The following is a 19,170-nucleotide window of genomic DNA, read 5'->3' as shown; positions in this document are numbered from 1 at the left end:
GTATTTATTTTTTACAGTCTATTTAATTTTATTGGAAGATCTTCCGGCGTGATGATTTCATCATATTTAATGATCTCCATTGCCATTTTCGGCATATAATTGACCTCTGCTGTTTCAGGGTCCTGGATCCAGATTCGCCCGCCCATTTTTTTAATAAACTTAAGACCTTGAACACCATCGGAATTGGCACCGGACAATAAAATAGCAAGAAGATTTTCGCCAAATATTTCTCCAGCCGAATTAAAGGAAACATCAATGGATGGACGAGAAAAGTTAAGTTTTTCCGATCTGTCCAGAGACATCGTTTTTTTATCATCAAAGAAAAGGTGAAAATCTGCTGGAGCCAGATAGATATTATTATTTTCAATTTCCGCCTTATCGTCAATTTCCGTAACCCTGATATCAGAAACCTGTTGTAATAATGCTGGTAGAATATTCAATCCGGAAGCCTTGCGATGAATGACAATGACAATAGCAAATTTTATAGGTTCATTCAGGTTTTTCAACATATTCAGTATAACCGGCAGACTGCCCGCAGATCCGCCAATAATTACCAATTCTATGTTAAAACCTGATTCTTCCATTTATAATTGTTCTGTTTTTTTCCAAATGCGCTGATCATCGATCTGATGATATTGCTTTCCCAAATCCGAGAACCGCAAAGTTTCTTTGGATCCAAGCGCAAGATATCCAAGATTTTCCAAACTGTTGTCAAATAATTTGAATACGCGCTCTTGCAGCATCCGGTCAAAATAAATCAGGACATTTCTGCAGATGATCAGTTGAAAGCTATTGAAGGAGCTATCTGAAACTAAATTATGTGTAGAGATGATCATTTTCTTCTGAAGTGACCTGTCAAACCTTGCGACATCATAATTGGCCGTATAATATTTGGAAAAATCTTCCTTACCTCCGGAAAGTTGATAATTCTCCGAGTATAATTTCATCTGTTGAATAGGAAAAACGCCTGCACGTGCCGTTTCCAAAACAGATGGGTTAATATCTGTCGCATAGATCAGACTTTTATCATACAATCCTGCTTCCTTCAGCAGAATAGCCACAGAATAAGCTTCTTCACCCGTAGAACAACCCGCAAGCCAGATTCTGATGAGCGGATATGTACCCAATTGTGGCAATATCTTTTCTCTAAGACTTAGAAAAAAATCGGGGTCGCGAAACATCTCCGTCACATTTACCGTAATTTCTTCCACAAAGCGTTTCAAGTAATCCTGATCACTGATGATTATATATCGTAATTCTGCAAAACTGGCAAATTTATCAATGACACAGATCCTGTTAATCCTCCTTTTGAAGGAAGCTTTGCTGTACATCGAAAAATCATAGCCGTACAGATCGTAGATATCTTTTATGAGATATTCTAATTCTTCATCTTTAACAATACTCGGCTCTAACATCAGGAAACTTTTTCTATAACATTCAACAATTGATCCACATCGATAGGTTTCTTGATATAATCTGTGGCACCAGCATCAATACATTTTTGACGATCTTCTTCCATTGCCTGGGCTGTAACAGCAATGATAGGAATATGATGAAGCCTATCGATTTTCCTTATCATCCCAATAGCCTGATAACCATCAATTTCTGGCATCATCATATCCATCAGGACGAAATCAATATTTTTATCATTCTCTAATTTTTCAATGGCTTCTTTCGCACCCAAAGCGGTTTCAATATCAAATCCTCTTGCTTTCAAGGTCAATTTGAGAGCAAATATATTTCTGGGATCGTCATCTACGATCAAGACCTTTCTATCCATCTTTATGACTATTAGTTTTCATATAACCAAACCCGAAGAAGCGACAGCAACTGATCGATATCAACAGGTTTCGTAATGTAATCCGAAGCTCCTGCCTGGATGCATTTGTCACGGTCTCCAATCATAGATTTTGCCGTAACTGCAATAATCGGCAGATCTTTGAAATCCTGCATTTTTCTAATTTCCCTAATGGTATCATAGCCGTCCATTTCCGGCATCATCATATCCATCAAAATAACATCGATATCAGGATTTTCCTCAATTTTATCCAAGGCCTGTTTTCCGTCCATTGCCAGAACAACTTCGACTTTGTATTTTTCGAGCGCTTTTGACAGCGAAAAGATATTTCTCACATCATCATCGGTGATCAGGATTTTTTTTCCACTTAACGTTTCTGTCAAAGTTCCTAAATTTTTGACCCTTCCTGATTCACCAGATTGATTGTTTTCTTCCACCAAATGAAGGAACAAACTTATCTCATCCAAGATCCTTTGATAGGAATGGGCCGTTTTTACGACGATAGAATCGGCATATTGTTTGATCTTAAGTTCTTCGGATTGTGTCAAATTGCGTTCGGTGAAAATAATAACCGGCAGATTTTCCAGACCTTCGTAACTTTTTATCCTTTCCACAATCTGATAGCTGTTTCCTCTTGCTGAACCAACATCAACGATCACACAATCCACATTATCTTTTTGAAAAGCCTTTACACTATCCTCCACATTGTTTTCTACGGATAATGATATGTTGTAATTGCTAAGAAAATATGATAAAGCCTTTGCATGTTGGGCGTTTTCTTCCACAATCAATACTTTTTGCGGCGATCGTTTCAATGCATCTTCGATTTTTTTGAATACATTGTCCATCTCTTCCATTGCTACCGGCTTATTAATAAAATCAATAGCACCTCTCATCAGACTTTCTCTTTTGGCCTGTAAAGAGGACATCATATGGACAGGGATCGGTTTTGTCTGGCTATTTGTCTTTAATTCGTTCATCACCTGCCAGCCATCTTTAACCGGCAGCTGAATATCAAGCAGAATGGCCGCAGGTTTATATTCCAAAGCTGCAGAAAGTGCATGATCTCCTCTTACGATCACAACGCCCTTATAATTATTAACATGCGCATACTTCAGAAGTGCTTTTGCAAAATGTGTGTCATCCTCGATTATCAGAATCACTTTATCGCCCTTTGAGATATTGTTACGATCATCCTCGATTTCTTCGGGAATCTCTATATGACTGATCGAGGCGATATTATCGTCATCTGTTTCAATTATTGCTTTAATATCTTCTACATCCTGAGAAATAACTTCGATCAGACTTTTTTCGGCAGAAATGATCTCAGCAGAATCTAACGGTTCTTTCGGGATAATAAGGCTAAAGTCACTTCCTTTACCTAACTGACTCTCAAGAGTAATTTTTCCACCCAGAAGTTTCGCAAGCTCTCGACTGATCGAAAGTCCCAATCCCGTTCCTCCAAATTTTCTTTGTGTAGAACCATCAGCCTGCTGAAAAGCTTCGAATATCAGTCTCTGTTTATCCTCAGGAATCCCCATTCCAGTATCTTTTACTGAGAAAACAATAAAATCGGAATTTTTAGGACATTCGAAAATATTGAGATCCACTGAACCTTCTTTGGTAAATTTGAAAGCATTTGAAAGTAAATTTCTTAATACCTGGTCTAATCTTAAGCGATCGGTCTTTAAGCTTTTACCTACAGAATCATCAATATCTACATTGAATTGTACGCCTTTTTCCTTAACGATCGGCATAAAAAGATTCTTTAGATCTCTGGTAACATCTTCCAGCAGAATCTGCTCATTGACCAGATTCATCTTTCCGGATTCTATCTTTGCAAGATCCAGGATCTCATCTATCAATGTCAACAGACTGGTTCCGGAACTTTGGATCACTTTTGCAGATTCTATCTGATCTTCTGTGAGATTTTCTTCCGGATTTTCTGCCATTAAACGAGATAATAGCAGGATAGAATTAAGCGGCGTCCTTAATTCATGGGACATATTTGCGAGGAATTCTGATTTGTATTGAGTACTGAGCGCCAATTCTTCTGCTTTCTTCTGTATTTCAATATTTCGTTCAGCGATCAGATGATTTTTTTCTTCTAATGATTTCGAACGTTCCTCCAATTCTGTATTGGTCTGCAAAAGTTCTTCCTGCTGGACCCTCAGCTCTTCTTCCGAAGCCTGAAGCTTTTGAGTCTGCGCTTCCAATTCTGTATTGAGATTTTCCAATTCGGCATGCTGAACTTGCAATTCTTCTGATTGAGCTTGTGTTTCTTCCAGCAAACGTTGTTCTTTTTCTCGTCCTTTGGCCGCACTTAGGATAATAGCGATATTTCTGGCACCTTCATTAAAATAATCGATTTTAGCTTCATCGAAATTATGTGTTGAGCCCAATTCTAAAACCCCGAACGTTTGTCTTCCGAGTATAATCGGAATTAGAATTATACCATTAATTTTGATCTTACTGCTTGCAAAGCTTGCGACAAAATCTTTATCATCAAGGTCATTGAATACAGTTGTATTTTCCTTGACAAATGCCTGTCCAACCAAACCTTCGCCAGGCAAGAAGCTTTTCTTCATATGTTCTTCAAGCCCGGAAGCATTGTATAATTTCAGTCTCTCATCTTCATAAAGATATATAGCTCCGTTGACACAGTCTGCGTAAGAAATAAAATGGTCCAGCGCATTATCCGTAACCTCTTTTACGGTTTTGTTTCCAACAAGGGATTCGTTAAGTAATATCAATCCTTTTTGCCTCCATTCACTTTCACTGATCTGTTTGAAAGAAGTCTTCAAAGACAAGGTCATATGATTGAGAGATTCTACGATATCCCCCAGTTCATCTTCTCCTCGATCGGAAAGCTGTATATCATAATCTCCGCTTGCAACTTTACTCGCAACTTGCTTGATGATGCTAACTCTCTTGGAGATTTCCAGATCTTTAGCTGTGAGTTCTTTTTCAAGTTTATCTCTTCTGATGAGATCACTTCTTAGTTTAGTATAAAAGAAAATCGTAACGATCACCGCAGCAAGCGCAGAAAAAATAATGAATAAAACTGTAGTATTGGAAGAATTATTAAGTGCCTTATTTTTGATCACCAATTGACTTTCTTCATATTTGACAAAATCAGCAACAATCTGTCTGCTTTTGTCCATATAGATCTTGCTGGAAGTTATCTGCTCTTGTGTCATCAATAATCCATTGCGTCTATTGATGACAAACTGCCTCAGATTTTCCATGCTATTATTGGCATTCTGTTGCAGATCCTCGACTCTTTTCAATTGCAGCTTATCTGTTATTTCTATTTCTTTTGCCCTATTTATTGCTTGTGTATATTCAGAAACACTTCGGTTGTAGGGTTCCAGGAAAGCTTCTCTCCCGGTCAGCTGATAACCTCTGTTTCCAGTCTCAGCATCTAAAAGCGCGATCAGAACATCTTTAACCGCAGTTATAGAACGCCGGCTCTGAGAGGATCTTTCCCGATTTTCCATCTGGTTCTGGATACTCAGATATGAAGCTAATGAACTGGCAAGCAATATCAAAAGAGATAGACCAACACCAAATTGCAGATTACGTATAATTTTTTTAGGCATAAAATTAATTTAATGGTAAGGTAAAATAGAACGTGGAACCTTCGTTGACTTCACTGGAAACGCCGATAGTTCCATCGTGCTGTTCAATGATCTCAGAACATATAAATAGGCCAATTCCCAAACCTTGGAATTGTACTGAGGATTCTTCCACGCGATAAAATTTTTGAAATACGGAAGGCTGTTTATACTCTGGGATTCCGATTCCGAAATCCGTTACACTGACTCGGACATTTTCTTCATCAATAAATGTAGAAACAAAGATTTGATGATTGTCGGGGGAATATTTGATGGCATTACTTAAGAAATTGAGCAACACCTGTTCTATTCTCATTTCATCGAGAGGAATCAAAATATCAGGCTTTGGTCCGTGGCGTTCAATATTGATCTTATTGCTATCATGTGTTTGCAAAATCGTATCGATTGAATTTTGAATGACAGTTTCGAGATTGGTGGGTTTCTTATTGATTTTCAGTTTACCATTTTCGATTTTGGAAACATCAAGAAGATCAGTAATTAAACTGTTAAGTTTTTCAATCTGGGTCAGAACTTTGTCTACATAGCTTTTTTCCGGAGTTTCCGGGTCGAATTTAAGCTTGCGGTCCATCAGCTGGACATAGGCTTTTATACTTGTCAATGGTGTTTTCAGTTCGTGGCTTGCAATACTTAAAAACTCATCTTTTTCCTTCTCTACTTTCTTCTGATCATCGATATCTGTAAAACTTCCTACCCAGTTTTTAATCGTTTCGTTCTCAAAAACAGGAGTCATTCTGAGCAAATGATATCTAAAACTAGCGGATCTCAAATGTTTGATTCTGATCTCCAGTTCAAGCGGTTTATGCTTTTTTCGAGCCCTTTCAAACTCTTTCAGGATATCTTTGTCATCCGGATGAGTTTCCGGGAACAGTGATTTGGAATTTGAATAATCATACCATTTGGCATTCACGAATGTTACTTTACCATCTTTGTCCAAAGTAAAAGCGATCTGTGGCAAAGCTTCCAGCATCAGATGGAAATGATCGATCTCTGATTTCATCACTACCTGAGACTCTCTCCTGCCTTTTACTTCCAATTCCAGATTCTGATGATTCTTTTTGAGAGCGAGACTGCTTTCCTGAAGATTATAAAAAGTTTTGACTTTCAGCATCAATATCTCCGGATCGATCGGTTTTGTAACATAATCGATCCCTCCGGATGCATAACCTTTTTCTATGAACTGTTTTTCCGTATTGACTGCAGAAAGAAAAATGATCGGAATATCTTTGGTTTTACTATAGCCCGCAAAACTTTCCGCCACTTCAAAACCGTCCATTCCCGGCATCTGGACATCAAGAATAATTAGGAAGTAATTGTTTTTCAACGCTTTTCCTAATGCTTCCTCGCCCGATTCCGCTGTATCTATTTTAAAACCTTGGGACTCTAATAGTTTTTTTAAAGAATAAATATTGTTTTTATTATCATCAACTATTAAAATCATAAGATAAGTATTGTAAGTGAGTCATTTCTCGTTTTCATTAATTTCAAAAATAATGAGATTTTTTTTAGCAGAACGCAATTTTTAATTATTTATAAATATTGTGTTGAATATTAGTCTATAATTGTTTATCGTTATATCTATAACAATTTGAAATTATGCACTTTGCGACTGGATATAATTATTTTGATAAACGTTGAAACTTGCCAGCTTGTTATTTTGCTGCATGTAAGTGATTTCAACTAAAAAAGACCCCAGTTTATAAATAACAAAACGTAAATCATTCTTTGAACTTTCACTGATGATTTGACCCTGTGTTTTAACCAATTGGTACTGGTCTTGAGGCGACAAATTCTTAAAATCAAAATAAGAGATTTCTATATCCATAATTATAGTTTTGAAATTTGAAAAATCAGTATACAATTTCTTTACCAATCGAAGTGATAATCAATAAAAATATTTAAATATGATCACACATCATACTTTGAACATTATTTCCGAAAGTAATTGTAGTCGACAATTAGATTTATTAACATGTAGATAATCTGTATTGAATCGAATCTTGAAGTCTGAGTTCGTGGATTGTAGTAATTACGAATGAATATTTGAAATGATTGTTTAGAAAATCATTTGTAAATGGTCTGTTTTCGCCTCGCATTTTAAACGTCGGATAACATTTCCATAAAATATTTCTGAGCAACTAATGCTTTTGTCACTGGATGTAGTTCTATTTACATTTAAAATCAGGATATCCATTTTTCAACCTTTTTCTCTAATTCATCCAAATCAAAAGGCTTGGACAAGTAATCTACTGCTGATGATTGGGATGATATAACAGCCGCATCATTTTTTGCTGTAATGAAGATGACGGGAATCCCATGATGAGCGCCGTGGCTTTTTAATCGTTTTACGGCCTCTATCCCACCAATAATGGGAATGTAAATATCCATAATGATGAGGTCTGGTAAGAAACCGTCCACTCTTGAAATAATGTCATCTACAGTTTCTGCTATTTCAACCTCGTAACCATTATCCTGAAAGATAATTGATATGACTTCCAGTATAGAAATATCATCATCAAAGATTAAAATTCTCTTTTTGCTCATTTAGATCGAATTGCCAGTTGTATTAAAATATTTCTTATCAAAGCTATCAAATTTATATATAAGATACCTTGATGATTTATGATTTGAATCATAATTGGGATTCATTAAAAATCATGAGAAAATCATTTTCGGCATAGAAATTACTTCATAGAAATATCAAATAAACTAATGAATTTTAAACTATGTTAATTCCGGAAGAGCTCCTTGTAAGTTATGGGGCAACTATTGAAAATTATAAAAAAGGAGAAGTTATTTTCAATGAATTTGAAACTCCAAAAAATTATTACCAAATCATCTCAGGAAGCATCAAACTAAACCATTACAATGAAGATGGCAAAGAACTTATCTTCGCCATTCTTAATCATGGTCTAAGTGTTTGCGAGATGTTGCTGTTTATTGACCATACTTTCCCCGTAAATGCTGTTGTTTTTGAAGATGTGAAAGTTTTGAGGCTATCAAAACCAAAATTCATACAACTTTTGGATGACCATCCCAATATTTCGAGAGATATCAACAAGTTTCTTGCAGAACGCCTTTACCAAAAATATATAATGCTAGAAAATAATTCTTCTTTATATGCTAATGTCAGGATCAAAGGTGTTTTAGATTATCATAAAAGCTTCAGTCCGGACAGGAATCAGTATTCATTTCAGATACCTTTGACCAGACAACAATTGGCTGCAATGACTGGCCTGAGGGTAGAAACCGTTATCAGGCATATTAAAAATTTTGAAAAAGAAGGAGCATTGAAAATTATTAAAGGGAAAATATATTACTGAAAAATCAGACACTAATAAAAAATCTTGCGATTTGTAATTTTCACAATATTATCTTTTTCCATTATTTTAAGCGTTCTAATTGTAGTCTCTACGCGTAGTCCTGTGAGACTTGCCATTTGCTGCCTTGTAAGTGGTACCTGAAAAGAAAAAGCACTCAGATCTTTTTCCGAGCTTTTGAGATGATCCATCAGTACACGAAGTTTTGTTGCCGGATTTTGTGCACTGAAAATTTGTCCCATAACATATTTGAAGTACATCGAATCTGATAAACTATTGATGATCTTGATCTGAATTTCCGGAAATTTATCAATTATTTGAAAGAATTTGGATTTGGGAACCCGGAACACCTTACAAGCAGTGATCGCAATTGCATTTACAGGATAGGCTTTATCCAGAAAAAGTAAAGATTCTCCTATACTTTGTCCTGGTTTCAAAATTGTTTGGATTGTTTCTTTACCGTCCTCGTTATAGTTATTCAGTTTAACTTTTCCTTCTACAATCTGATAATAATAATTAGCATTGCTTTTTTCAGAAAAAATGATCTCCGACGAATTATAATCTTTTAATTTCCCCCCAAATGATTTGATGATACTTTCCTCAATAACCATATCAATCTGAACTATTCTCTTATTTTTTTTAACACTGAAATCACAAAATATTTTGCTACAACTACTGAAATTAGCAAAATGCTAATAATGATCTGAATAAATATAGAATAGGTATTGAATATAAGTTTATCATAGTTTCTCTTTAGTATTCTCAAAATTAAAGAGAACTTATATAGAACTTTATGACTTGGGTCATATTGAAAATTGATAAATAATTATGGAACATTTCAAAAATTCTAAACAAAAAATCCCGAATTAACGGGATTTCAGTTTCTTATATTTCAATTTATTTGATCTCTACAGGAACTGATATTTTATCCCAATCCATCGTGAATCCTTTCTTACTTATTTTATAAACTAATGTTTCTTGTGTAGCCGATAAAGTTTTAGTTTTTACATCAACACGCAAAGCATCTTGTGCTTCCTGGTATTTGTAAGCGCCCCACTGTTTTGATTCTTTATTGAAAATCGCAGTCCATGTCCCAGATTCTTTTCGATTAAGAAAAAACTGTATAAATAACAAGGATAAATACAGTGATTGCTTTTTTGAACATTTGAATTTGCTTTGTAAGCCAAATATAAGTAAATCGTTTTTCTTGAAGCTCTAAAAGAAAAGGCAACATATTTTTTACTAATGATTTATAAAATCATTTTCTCTTAGCACATTATTTGTAATTATTACGAAAAGTAAAAAATGGAAAAACAAACTAAGAGAAAGATAAGACCTCAGCAAAAACAGAAACGACCGGGTTTGGAAAAGAATATGACACCTATTCCTGAAACCGATCCAATCAAATATCCTAAAGAAGGAAAATTAAAAAATAAAGTTGCTTTGATCACAGGAGGCGATAGCGGAATCGGGAAAGCAACAGCTCTACTTTTTGCAAAAGAAGGTGCAGATATTGTTATTGCTTACCTCAGCGAAACAAAAGATGCTAAACAGACACAGAAAGAAATCGAAGCTTACTCAAGAAAATGTACTTTGATAAAAGGAGATCTGGGAAAGGAAAATCATTGTAAGAAGATTATCGAAACCGTCATAAAGAACCATAAAAAAATTGATATTATTGTAAATAATGCAGGATTGCACTGGGAAGCTGATTCTATAGAAGATATATCGACAGAGCAGCTATCCAAAACATTTCAAAATAACTTTTTCTCCTATTTTTGGATCACCAAACATGCAATGCCTTATCTTAAAAAAGGTTCAAGTATCATCAATACATCTTCTGTTACTGCTTACAGGGGAAGTCCAAAATTAATTGATTATTCTGCTACAAAAGGTGCAATAATCTCTTTTACAAGAAGCCTTTCTGCCAATCTTGTTGATAAAGGAATCCGGGTGAATGCTGTTGCTCCCGGGCCGATCTGGACTCCGTTGATAGTTTCATCATTTAAACCAAAAAAGAATTCGGAATTTGGGAGTGATTCTCCTATGAAACGTGCCGGAATGCCTAATGAAGTGGCGCCTTGTTTCTTATTTTTGGCAAGCGAAGATTCGAGATATATCAGCGGACAGGTCTTACATCCTAATGGTGGAGAAATCGTTAATGGTTAAATTAGAATTTATATTAAAACTACTTTGAATTTTCATTCAATCCTTCAAAATTAAGTTTTGTTTATTTATCAAAAACCCGAGACTATGAGGATAGGAAAGCAAAATCATTTTTTATTAAATAATACATCAATGATACTTCTCCTATAATCGAATATGTAATTAAGTGTGCGTTTAATCAAAATGAAATTGATGAAATCACCGAAGATTCCAAACGGTATTTCATACTTTAGGATATCTCGCATCAAAACACCGTTATTGGATGGTATAAACTCATGATAATGACTCCAGAACTTGTATGGTCCTTTTAATTGATAATCAATAAAACTGTAATGGGACTCATATCCCCTAATCTCACTTTTCCATTTAAGTTTTATATGAAACAATGGACGAACGGTATAATCTATTTTCAAGCCTTCGTAAATCTTATCTGTCTGAAGATCTGATACGATTTTAAAGTCCATTTCAGGAGGAGCAATACGGGGAAGATTGTAAGGTGAAGAGAAAAATTGCCACGCTTCATCAAGACTGCATTCTAAAAATTGTTCCCTCACAAGTTGATAAACCATTAAACTTCATTTGAGTTAGCCTTTTCAACAAACATACCATTTTATAGGCATAGTAATTGTTTTTTAAAATCCTAAAATTAGAAATTATGGACAATTCAAAAGATATTAACATTTTAAATGATCTTCTTCATATTGCCAATGACAGGATTAGAAGTTATTCAGCAATTGAGGAGAATGTATGGCAGATACATTCCAATCTTAAAGAGCAGTATGATCATAAGCTTAGACAATCCTATAAAATGAAAGATGAGCTTATCAATATGATCTATAATCTGGGCGGCAAACCTGATGACCATCCCACGATATTTGGTTCTATTCATCAAAACTGGATTGAACTTAAAAATAATCTGAATATGATGTCTGACGATGGCGGTCTTAAGGATATTATTGATGGTGAAGAAGCTGCAATTTCAGCATATCAAAAAGCTTTGGACAATGGTAATTTGACTCCTGAAATTGCTGGTATTGTCTTGGATCATCTGCATCATCTCAAAGCGTCTTATAAAAAATTGGATGATTTAAATGCCGAAATCAATTAAAAAACAAGTATCCCCATCAGCAAGTTCTTTCAATTGTATTTTTGTCAATTTAAGAAAGCACCGATAGTCACTAGGAAGTTTCTAATTCTATTTAAAATTCAGCATTCTTTTTATTGGGATTTTGTTTCTTCCCATATATTCCAACTTTTAAATAATCAATCTCTTTTTCAATTAGAAATGTTGACGTCGCACTATCAGAATAAAAATATTCTATAGATCCGGCTTTCATTTGGAAGATGCGGAAGGTCTGCAGATAATTAGATGTCTCTCTTTTTCTATTATGATTTCATTAATCCTGACCAAAAAACAAGAGAGCAATAAAATTGCTCTCTTCTTGAAGTGCTTACTTAAAATTTTAGTAAATATTTACTTTGCTTTAGAATTCAGATTGGTATCAGCTAATTTAGTCAAGGACTGATCACATTGTTTTTCTTCTTCCAATGTTGCCAGAAGATTTTTTAGAGAGGTTTTTTCATCCAATACTTTTGCGAAAGCAGCTAATGTTCCATAGGTTGCAATCTCATAATGTTCTACCTTTTGAGAAGCAGCAATAATCCCAGCATCTCTTACAGTTCCAGGTTCTGTCTCTTTTAAAATACTATCAGCTTCATCTAATAAACCCTGCATTGCATCACATTTTTTAGCCTGTGCTTTTTTACCCATAGATTCGAAACATTCTTCCAATCGGCTTACGTGTTCCTCAGTTTCAATCAGATGCTGGGCAATGGCATTTTTTAATTTTTCATCGGTTGCATTTTTCTGCATCTTCGGCAGAGCTTTCACAAGTGCTTTTTCAGCCCAATAGATATCTTTGAGACCATCTTCAAAAAGGTCTTTCAATTCCTTTGCCGCATCTTTTTTTGCCGGCGTTTTTCTAACAGCAGCTTGTTTAACTGTAGTTTTTGTAGTAGTTGCCATAATTTTTACTTTTTTAATATTAATATTTTGAATTTTGATTTTTAAACATTTATTAATTAATCCTACATTCTAAGCTATTACTTCGAAATGTTCTCTTTTTACTTCACATCTGAGACAGCCGATAACATACTCCATAAAATAATTCTGTGCATCCACTGCTTTTGTCATTGGATGAAGTTCTATTTTATCACTTCTGATGATTGTCCCTTTATAAGAGATACCGTAATAAGCATAGATCTCACCTCTGGATTCTTCTACAGGAGTAGCAAATCCTGTTGTGGCAATTCCCCATTCTGTATTAAAAAGTTTGGCAACATTGAGAGCCATCTGTTCGCTAATATTTCTCGATACGCAGTTGACAGATTTAGCTTCGTTGTGATCGATATTTAACAGATTGACTTTTTGTTCCAAATTATATGCGGTTAATCCGCCCTTATAAAATTGTTCTGCCTGTGGAATATGTGAAAAAGCCATTTGAAGTGATCCCGAAGTAACACTTTCTGCGATTGAAATAGTTTCTCCTCTTCTAAGAAGATGTTGTCCAATCTTATTTAAAGTTAAATTAGATGATTCCATGATAATGTAATTTGAAGTTACTGAAAAAGAATAGTTTAGTCATTTATACCAAACAATTCCTTTGCCAAAGCTTATTGTCTTATCAAACTGCATAATGAAATATTATTTAATATTTTTATGATTTGAATCACTTTTATAAACGTAAATAAAATTTTTTTTAATGATTTTAAAGCTTATTAATTTCTTAGATTCAATTCTAGAATCGATGATTATGCGACGAACTGGTCTTTGGTAAATGGTGATAATGAAACTAAAAGTTGTATACTGTGTCAATTTTAGCTGAAAACTGGGAATTCACGAAATGGCATTCGAATACCACTTTAAACTCTACACTTACTCAGATAATACTTATTAACAATCAATTACAGAATAAAAAAGGAGAAAGCATCTTTAGATATGCTTTCTCCCAATGGTGACTTCGGAGGGGTTCGAACCCCCAACCCTCGGAGCCGAAATCCGATATTCTATCCAGTTGAACTACGAAGCCATTTCTTATTTTAAAAATTAATCTTCACACCTCCTAAAAACTGCGCTCCCAAGACTTTGTAGCCCAGATAATTCTGATATTTGGCACCTAGAAGATTATTTCCAAGTGCGAAAATACTGAAATTTTTGTGAATTTTATACTCTGCAGAAAGATTTAAATCTGCATATCCCCCAACTTTCTCATTTATATTTTCATTTGAGATATATCCGAAGCCTAAAGGATTTGTAGATATATCATAAGAATTTGATGTTCTGTCTGTTACAAAATAAGCTTTAAAACCAAGATTCAGTTTTTTCTCCAGCATCGTATATTTTGCACCAAGATTAAACTGGAATAATGGCTTATAATAAACTTCTTCAAGGTTATCTAGCTTATACTTCATAAAATGCAAACCGGCATCAACAGTCAGATTTTCCATCGGGAAAACCTGTAAATCTCCTTTTACTTCCATCAAAGTTCCATTATCATAGATTGAACTGAAAGTATTTGCATAATCATAACCTTTTCTGTCAGCAGTGATATTAGTATCAAACAAATTATTATTGTAGAAAAACTGAGCATTATTCACTTTGCTGAATCCTGCATTAACATCATATTTGAAAGTCTGGTCAACATCACCTTTCAAACCGAAATAGAAATGATATTTGGTTTCAGTGGGTGTTAAAATCAAATCAGAAATCAAGAATGGATTTTCATCTAACAAATTCCCGTAAGTATTGAGTTTTAAACCGCCATCAATTCCGCCGTAAAATTTGAATTCATCCGCTGCAGCTACCAAAACTTCTGCTTTTGGAAACCAATAGAATTTATTATTCTTTGATTCTTCAGTAATATTACTTGAATTTTTAGAATTAAGGAAGCTGAAATCAGAGCCAATCAACAAATAGGAATCGCCTTTGTAAAAAGTAACCTTTGGTGACAATGTAAAATTGAATTGATTATTATTATTCTTATTCAGGATATCAAATTTAGAGTTAACTGTTTCCAGATTGATTCCCAAATCTCCATTAGCTGTGATATCATCGTAAACAGAAAAATCGTGCTTTGACAAATTCAATTCTGCATTCGCATAGTTTTCACTCGCTCCAAAATGGTCGCTCAAGAAATAAGATTTCACACGAACGTTATTCAGAATATCATTGGAATAATGGTCGTAATAACCATTCACACTGAATTTGTTGACTTTCTGTTCCAAGTCCAAATCATTGCTTGATGGTGTCAAAGCATAAATCCCATAATAATTATAATTATTGAATGCATAATTAGCATCAATATTAAATTTTCCGGTTTCTGTATAAATGTTGGAAAACACACCTATTTTAGCTTCATTTTGCTTGGAATCCCAATCATAAACCTTTTTCAAACCGCTTGTAGAAAGATAATGCGCATCGGCACCAATCTCTACATTCTCCTGAATTTTTCCTGAGATATTAGCGTCAGCCAGAAACTTCCCATAATTTCCATAACCTAATCTGAAATAATTAGACTGATAATCATTGGAGAATTTTGGAGAAATATCTTCGCCTTGGATCTCTGTTGTTTTGAAATCCGAAACTGGCGGAACATTCACAATATCATATTTCAGATTGAGTGAATCCTCCTTTTTCTTGCTATCCGGCGGATAGTTTTTTTCCTGAACAACAGATGTTTTCTTCTTCTCGATTTTCTTGACTTCCGGTTCTCTTTTTCTATTAAGAATCAATTGCTCTTCTTTGATTTGAGCACCTAATTCCGAGATTCCGACTGTTCCCAAAAATGCCAAAACGGCGATATATTTTAGTTTGTTCATTTAAATTTTTATTTAAAATCAAATTAATCGCAAAGGCGCAATTTGTTTGGATTCAAAAACTTTTTTAAAAGTCGCAAAGAAAGATTCAAATCTTAAAATTCCAATTTTATCGAAGATAAAATCTTTGCGTCTCTCAACATTTCTATTATTTAATTTTTGCGACTTTGCGATTAAAAAACAAAGCCAATATTTCATTTACTTCTTAATCTGCGCTTTTACTTCTTTTGCTTCAGCAACAATCTCTGGGAAATCACCATAGTTATTGATGATTTCGTCCACAGTATAACTTGCCTGGTAGTTATCTTTCAGAGCCAGATAATTTTTCGCCATCAGGACCAAAGCTTTTGCGCCCCAATATTCTTCCGAAGCATAATTATTAGCTAATTTGAAAATAGTTTCATTAGACGATTTGAAGGCCTTTCCTTTATTCTGATAAAAAGCTTTCGCATACAAAGCTTCCGCAGCGACTTCCGTATTTGATGACTTTTCTAAGACTGCGTAAGCCGTTTGCGCATCTTTGTCTTTTCCTTGATTCATCAGACTTCTCGCCTTGATGACTTTCGCTTGTTCCAAAGTTGCTGCTGAGTTTTTTGTGTTAGAAAGTACCGCATTTGCATATTTTTCAGCTTCAGCAAAGTTCTTTTCGTCCGCATAGATTTTCATCAACTCAACCGAAGCGAAGTTTTTAACCGTTACGTTGGTGGAATTCGCATTCTGTTCCAGATATTTTTTAGCATCTGCTACTTTATCCTGAGCTAGATAAATCTGGGCTAACCTAACTTGAGCTTCCTGCTGATAATCGTTTTGGAAATCAGCTACGTTTTGCAATGGTAACAGTGCTTTATCAATTTTTTTCAACTGATAATAACTTTCGCCCAACTCATACTGCGCTTTGAAAAGATTATCGCCACTTGGGCTTTGGTCAAGGTATTTTTCGTAATAAGAAACCGCTTTTGTATAATCTTTTTTAGAGAAACTTTCCTGTGCAAGATTCAGATTGATTTCACTGATTTCTGTTCCGGAAACATTAATATTCAGACCTTTTGCAAATTGTTCATAGCCTGCAACATCGCCATTTTTTACAAAAGCAGGTTTTGCAGCTGCAACAATTTTGTCTGCATAAGCTGTATTTTTATACTGATTTGCTAATTGTCGAAATTCAACAATAGCATTTTCATTCTGATTCAAATCAATTAAATTCTGAGCTCTGTAAATCTGAGAATTTGCTACCAAATCTTTATCCGGACTAGATTTGATAACTTTATCAAAGTATGAATTGGAATTACTGAAATCATCATTCTGTGCATAAGCAGAACCTATTTCATAACTCGCATCATCCACATATTCTGAATTCGGGTATTTTGAAATCAATGTTTTCAATTCAGAAATCTTCGCAACTGTATCGCCCTTGAAACCTAAAGCCAAAGCTTTTTGATACAAAGTGTAATCGCTGGCGTTTTCGGTTTTATTATAAATATCTAAAGCTTCATTCAATTGATTATTCGCATAATAAGTATCAGCCAAACGCAATTCTGCATCCGCTTTGAATTCCTGTTTCGGGAATCTCAGATATTCTTTGAAATATTCCTGCGCCTGCGCAAAATCTTTAGACTTAAAATAAGCATAACCTAAATCATAGTCCAACTGCTCACGTTCTGGAAAGCCTTCCGCGGTTTCGTTTTCGAGCTTTGTGTAGGTTGCAATAGCAGATTTATAATCGCCTTTTTGATAGTAAGTTTGACCTAACCAATATTGCGCTTTCTTATAAAATTCTTTATTTAAGTTGAATTGAAGGCTGCGCTTTAAATAAGTTTCAGCCACATCAAAATTTCCTTTGTTAAATTCTTCAGAACCTAATAAATAGGAAACCTCCTGCTCTATTTTTTTTGTCTCATTGGTTTTCTGGTCCAGTTTTGAAAGAGCATCCAAAGTCGCTTTATAATCTCCGGAATATAAATAGGATTTAACCAGAAGAGACCTCATTTCCTGAGATTTAGAATTCGGATATTTATCCAAATATCTCTGAATCACTTTTGATGAATTCTCAAATGGATTTCCTAATTCGTAACCTAATTTTGCATATTGCTCCAAAGCCAATTGCTGAACTTTAGCATCATAGTTCATCTGAGACGCGTTACGATAAGCAGAAAGCGCTTCCTGTTTTTGATTGTTTTGCAAATAAGCATTCCCGAGCTGATAATAAGCGTTTTGTGCCAAAGGAGAATTGTTGCTGATCAATTGGTTGTAATAACCAACTGCTTCGGCATTTTTTCCCACTTGAGAAGAAACAAATCCCATTTCATAAAGATCCGTTTCAGACGGCGTTTGTTCTTTATCAAGGAATAATTTCAAGTGTGGATAAGCCGATTGATAATCCCCTTTCATAAAGTAGCTCTCCCCTACTATCTTATGGATTTCTGTATCGTAAGCTGTTGTTTTTCCGTTGTTCAGGATTTCATTTCCTTCGGAGATTGCCAAATCATATTTCTTCTGATTGTAATACATCTGTACATAATAAGGCTTCACCAAATGTGCATATTCCTCATTATTTTTGATTTGGTCGAAATAGATAAAGGCATTTTCATTTTGCTTGTCTGCATAATACAGATGTCCCAACATGTAAGAAATGGCAGGTTTGCTATTCTCATCAGCATTTTTGAAAGATTCTTCCAACGCTTCAATTGCTCCGGCCGAATCTCCTGTCATAAACTTAGCATAACCCAGCTTCATAATATGCTGTGTATTTTCCTCTTTGTTCAGCTGGTATTGATTGACTTTCTGCAAAGTTTCCAAAGCTTTTTCAAAATCTTTTTTTGCCAGATAATAATCTGCTAAAGGTCCGTTGGCTTGAGCAAAATAAGCAGACTTCGGATATTCTTTCATAAAAGCATTCAAGCCTTCTTCTGCATATTGCTGCTGCAAAATCACGCCGATCACATTGCTAAAAAACAGTGATGCTTCTTTTCTGGAATTGCTTAGACTTTGATTGTAAAAATATTGTTGAGAATATTCGTATTGTGAGGCGTTGTAAACCTTGGTTTGATAAAGATTCTCCGCCAATCCGAATTGATAGTCTTCTTTTTGGGTGAAAAATCGAGATTGTTGTGCCTCGGAAATCCCGTAAAGCGATAACATCGAAGCTATTAATATTTTTTTTGAATTCATTGATGATTGAATTTTCTTAAATCCTTTTATTGTCTTCGAGAGCCTCAGACTGACAAACTGCTGTTAAAGACGCATATTCAACAAAGTTTGTTCCTTTTTCAACGAAAATAGGGAAAAGATATTATTTGACGGAATTTTATTGGGAATTAAATATAACTGACTGGTAAAGAGTTTTGGTTTAAGATTCTCACTTTCTGAAAGTGAGGAT

The 19,170-nt window shown here is 34.7% G+C and carries 17 protein-coding genes and 1 tRNA gene; 3 read left to right on the top strand and 15 right to left on the bottom strand.

Annotated elements, in window-relative coordinates; genetic code table 11:
- Window positions 1-11: 11 nt before the first annotated feature.
- The 7 genes from RTX21_RS04285 to RTX21_RS04255 form a co-directional block, all read right to left on the bottom strand.
- Window positions 12-584 (bottom strand): chemotaxis protein CheB, encoded by a 573-nt coding sequence (locus RTX21_RS04285; RefSeq protein WP_312765544.1) that lies wholly within the window; start codon window positions 582-584, stop codon window positions 12-14.
- Window positions 585-1,415, bottom strand: coding sequence for a protein-glutamate O-methyltransferase CheR (locus RTX21_RS04280; RefSeq protein ID WP_312765542.1), 831 nt, complete (start codon window positions 1,413-1,415; stop codon window positions 585-587).
- Window positions 1,415-1,780 carry a response regulator gene (locus RTX21_RS04275; protein ID WP_312765540.1) on the bottom strand — a complete coding sequence of 122 codons (366 nt, stop codon included), beginning with the start codon at window positions 1,778-1,780 and terminating at the stop codon, window positions 1,415-1,417. Before RTX21_RS04275 ends, RTX21_RS04280 begins: the two co-directional genes overlap by 1 nt.
- Window positions 1,781-1,791: 11 nt before the next feature.
- Window positions 1,792-5,400 carry a response regulator gene (locus RTX21_RS04270; RefSeq protein ID WP_312765539.1) on the bottom strand — a complete coding sequence of 1,203 codons (3,609 nt, stop codon included), beginning with the start codon at window positions 5,398-5,400 and terminating at the stop codon, window positions 1,792-1,794.
- A 4-nt stretch (window positions 5,401-5,404) separates the two neighbouring features.
- A complete protein-coding gene (locus tag RTX21_RS04265) occupies window positions 5,405-6,874 on the bottom strand; it encodes an ATP-binding protein (RefSeq protein WP_312765538.1) in 1,470 nt (489 codons plus the stop codon).
- 153 nt (window positions 6,875-7,027) lie between these two features.
- Complete coding sequence (locus RTX21_RS04260; RefSeq protein WP_312765536.1) at window positions 7,028-7,258, bottom strand: hypothetical protein; 231 nt, start codon at window positions 7,256-7,258, stop codon at window positions 7,028-7,030.
- A 356-nt stretch (window positions 7,259-7,614) separates the two neighbouring features.
- Window positions 7,615-7,977: a response regulator gene (locus RTX21_RS04255; protein ID WP_312765534.1), complete on the bottom strand. Its 363-nt coding sequence runs from the start codon at window positions 7,975-7,977 to the stop codon at window positions 7,615-7,617.
- 182 nt (window positions 7,978-8,159) lie between these two features.
- Here RTX21_RS04255 and RTX21_RS04250 point away from each other — a divergent pair, with 182 nt between their 5' ends.
- Window positions 8,160-8,756, top strand: coding sequence for a Crp/Fnr family transcriptional regulator (locus tag RTX21_RS04250; protein WP_312765532.1), 597 nt, complete (start codon window positions 8,160-8,162; stop codon window positions 8,754-8,756).
- A gap of 11 nt (window positions 8,757-8,767) precedes the next feature.
- On the opposite strand, the gene RTX21_RS04245 is transcribed toward RTX21_RS04250, so the two are convergent.
- Together RTX21_RS04245 and RTX21_RS04240 are read right to left on the bottom strand one after the other, a co-directional pair.
- Complete coding sequence (locus RTX21_RS04245) at window positions 8,768-9,364, bottom strand: Crp/Fnr family transcriptional regulator (RefSeq protein ID WP_312765529.1); 597 nt, start codon at window positions 9,362-9,364, stop codon at window positions 8,768-8,770.
- A gap of 286 nt (window positions 9,365-9,650) precedes the next feature.
- Window positions 9,651-9,887 (bottom strand): DUF2911 domain-containing protein, encoded by a 237-nt coding sequence (locus tag RTX21_RS04240; RefSeq protein WP_312765527.1) that lies wholly within the window; start codon window positions 9,885-9,887, stop codon window positions 9,651-9,653.
- Between the two features lie 171 nt (window positions 9,888-10,058).
- On the opposite strand from RTX21_RS04240, the gene RTX21_RS04235 reads away from it, so the two are divergent.
- Window positions 10,059-10,922, top strand: a complete 864-nt coding sequence (locus RTX21_RS04235; RefSeq protein ID WP_312765525.1) for an SDR family oxidoreductase — start codon at window positions 10,059-10,061, stop codon at window positions 10,920-10,922.
- Between the two features lie 104 nt (window positions 10,923-11,026).
- On the opposite strand, the gene RTX21_RS04230 is transcribed toward RTX21_RS04235, so the two are convergent.
- A complete protein-coding gene (locus RTX21_RS04230; RefSeq protein WP_312765523.1) occupies window positions 11,027-11,488 on the bottom strand; it encodes an SRPBCC family protein in 462 nt (153 codons plus the stop codon).
- A gap of 86 nt (window positions 11,489-11,574) precedes the next feature.
- Between RTX21_RS04230 and RTX21_RS04225 the strand changes: the two genes are divergently transcribed.
- Entirely contained in the window at window positions 11,575-12,027 is a 453-nt protein-coding gene (locus RTX21_RS04225; protein ID WP_312765521.1) for a PA2169 family four-helix-bundle protein, read from the top strand.
- Between the two features lie 366 nt (window positions 12,028-12,393).
- Here the strand turns inward: RTX21_RS04225 and RTX21_RS04220 are convergent, their stop codons facing one another.
- The 5 genes from RTX21_RS04220 to RTX21_RS04200 form a co-directional block, all read right to left on the bottom strand.
- On the bottom strand, window positions 12,394-12,945 hold the full coding sequence (locus RTX21_RS04220) for a ferritin-like domain-containing protein (RefSeq protein ID WP_312765519.1): 552 nt from the start codon (window positions 12,943-12,945) through the stop codon (window positions 12,394-12,396).
- Between the two features lie 69 nt (window positions 12,946-13,014).
- Window positions 13,015-13,521: a nicotinamide-nucleotide amidohydrolase family protein gene (locus RTX21_RS04215; RefSeq protein WP_312765518.1), complete on the bottom strand. Its 507-nt coding sequence runs from the start codon at window positions 13,519-13,521 to the stop codon at window positions 13,015-13,017.
- A gap of 410 nt (window positions 13,522-13,931) precedes the next feature.
- Window positions 13,932-14,008 (bottom strand) — tRNA-Arg (locus RTX21_RS04210).
- 10 nt (window positions 14,009-14,018) lie between these two features.
- The gene (locus RTX21_RS04205) at window positions 14,019-15,797 is read right to left on the bottom strand and encodes a TonB-dependent receptor (RefSeq protein ID WP_312765517.1); all 1,779 of its coding nucleotides are present in this window, start codon (window positions 15,795-15,797) and stop codon (window positions 14,019-14,021) included.
- Between the two features lie 195 nt (window positions 15,798-15,992).
- Window positions 15,993-18,962: a tetratricopeptide repeat protein gene (locus RTX21_RS04200; RefSeq protein WP_312765516.1), complete on the bottom strand. Its 2,970-nt coding sequence runs from the start codon at window positions 18,960-18,962 to the stop codon at window positions 15,993-15,995.
- Window positions 18,963-19,170: the final 208 nt, after the last annotated feature.

This window comes from Epilithonimonas sp. (genome assembly GCF_032054305.1).
Taxonomy (GTDB): Bacteria; Bacteroidota; Bacteroidia; order Flavobacteriales; family Weeksellaceae; genus Epilithonimonas.
Note: the sequence above shows the minus strand (reverse complement) of the source record. Positions and strands in the feature narration are given on the sequence as shown.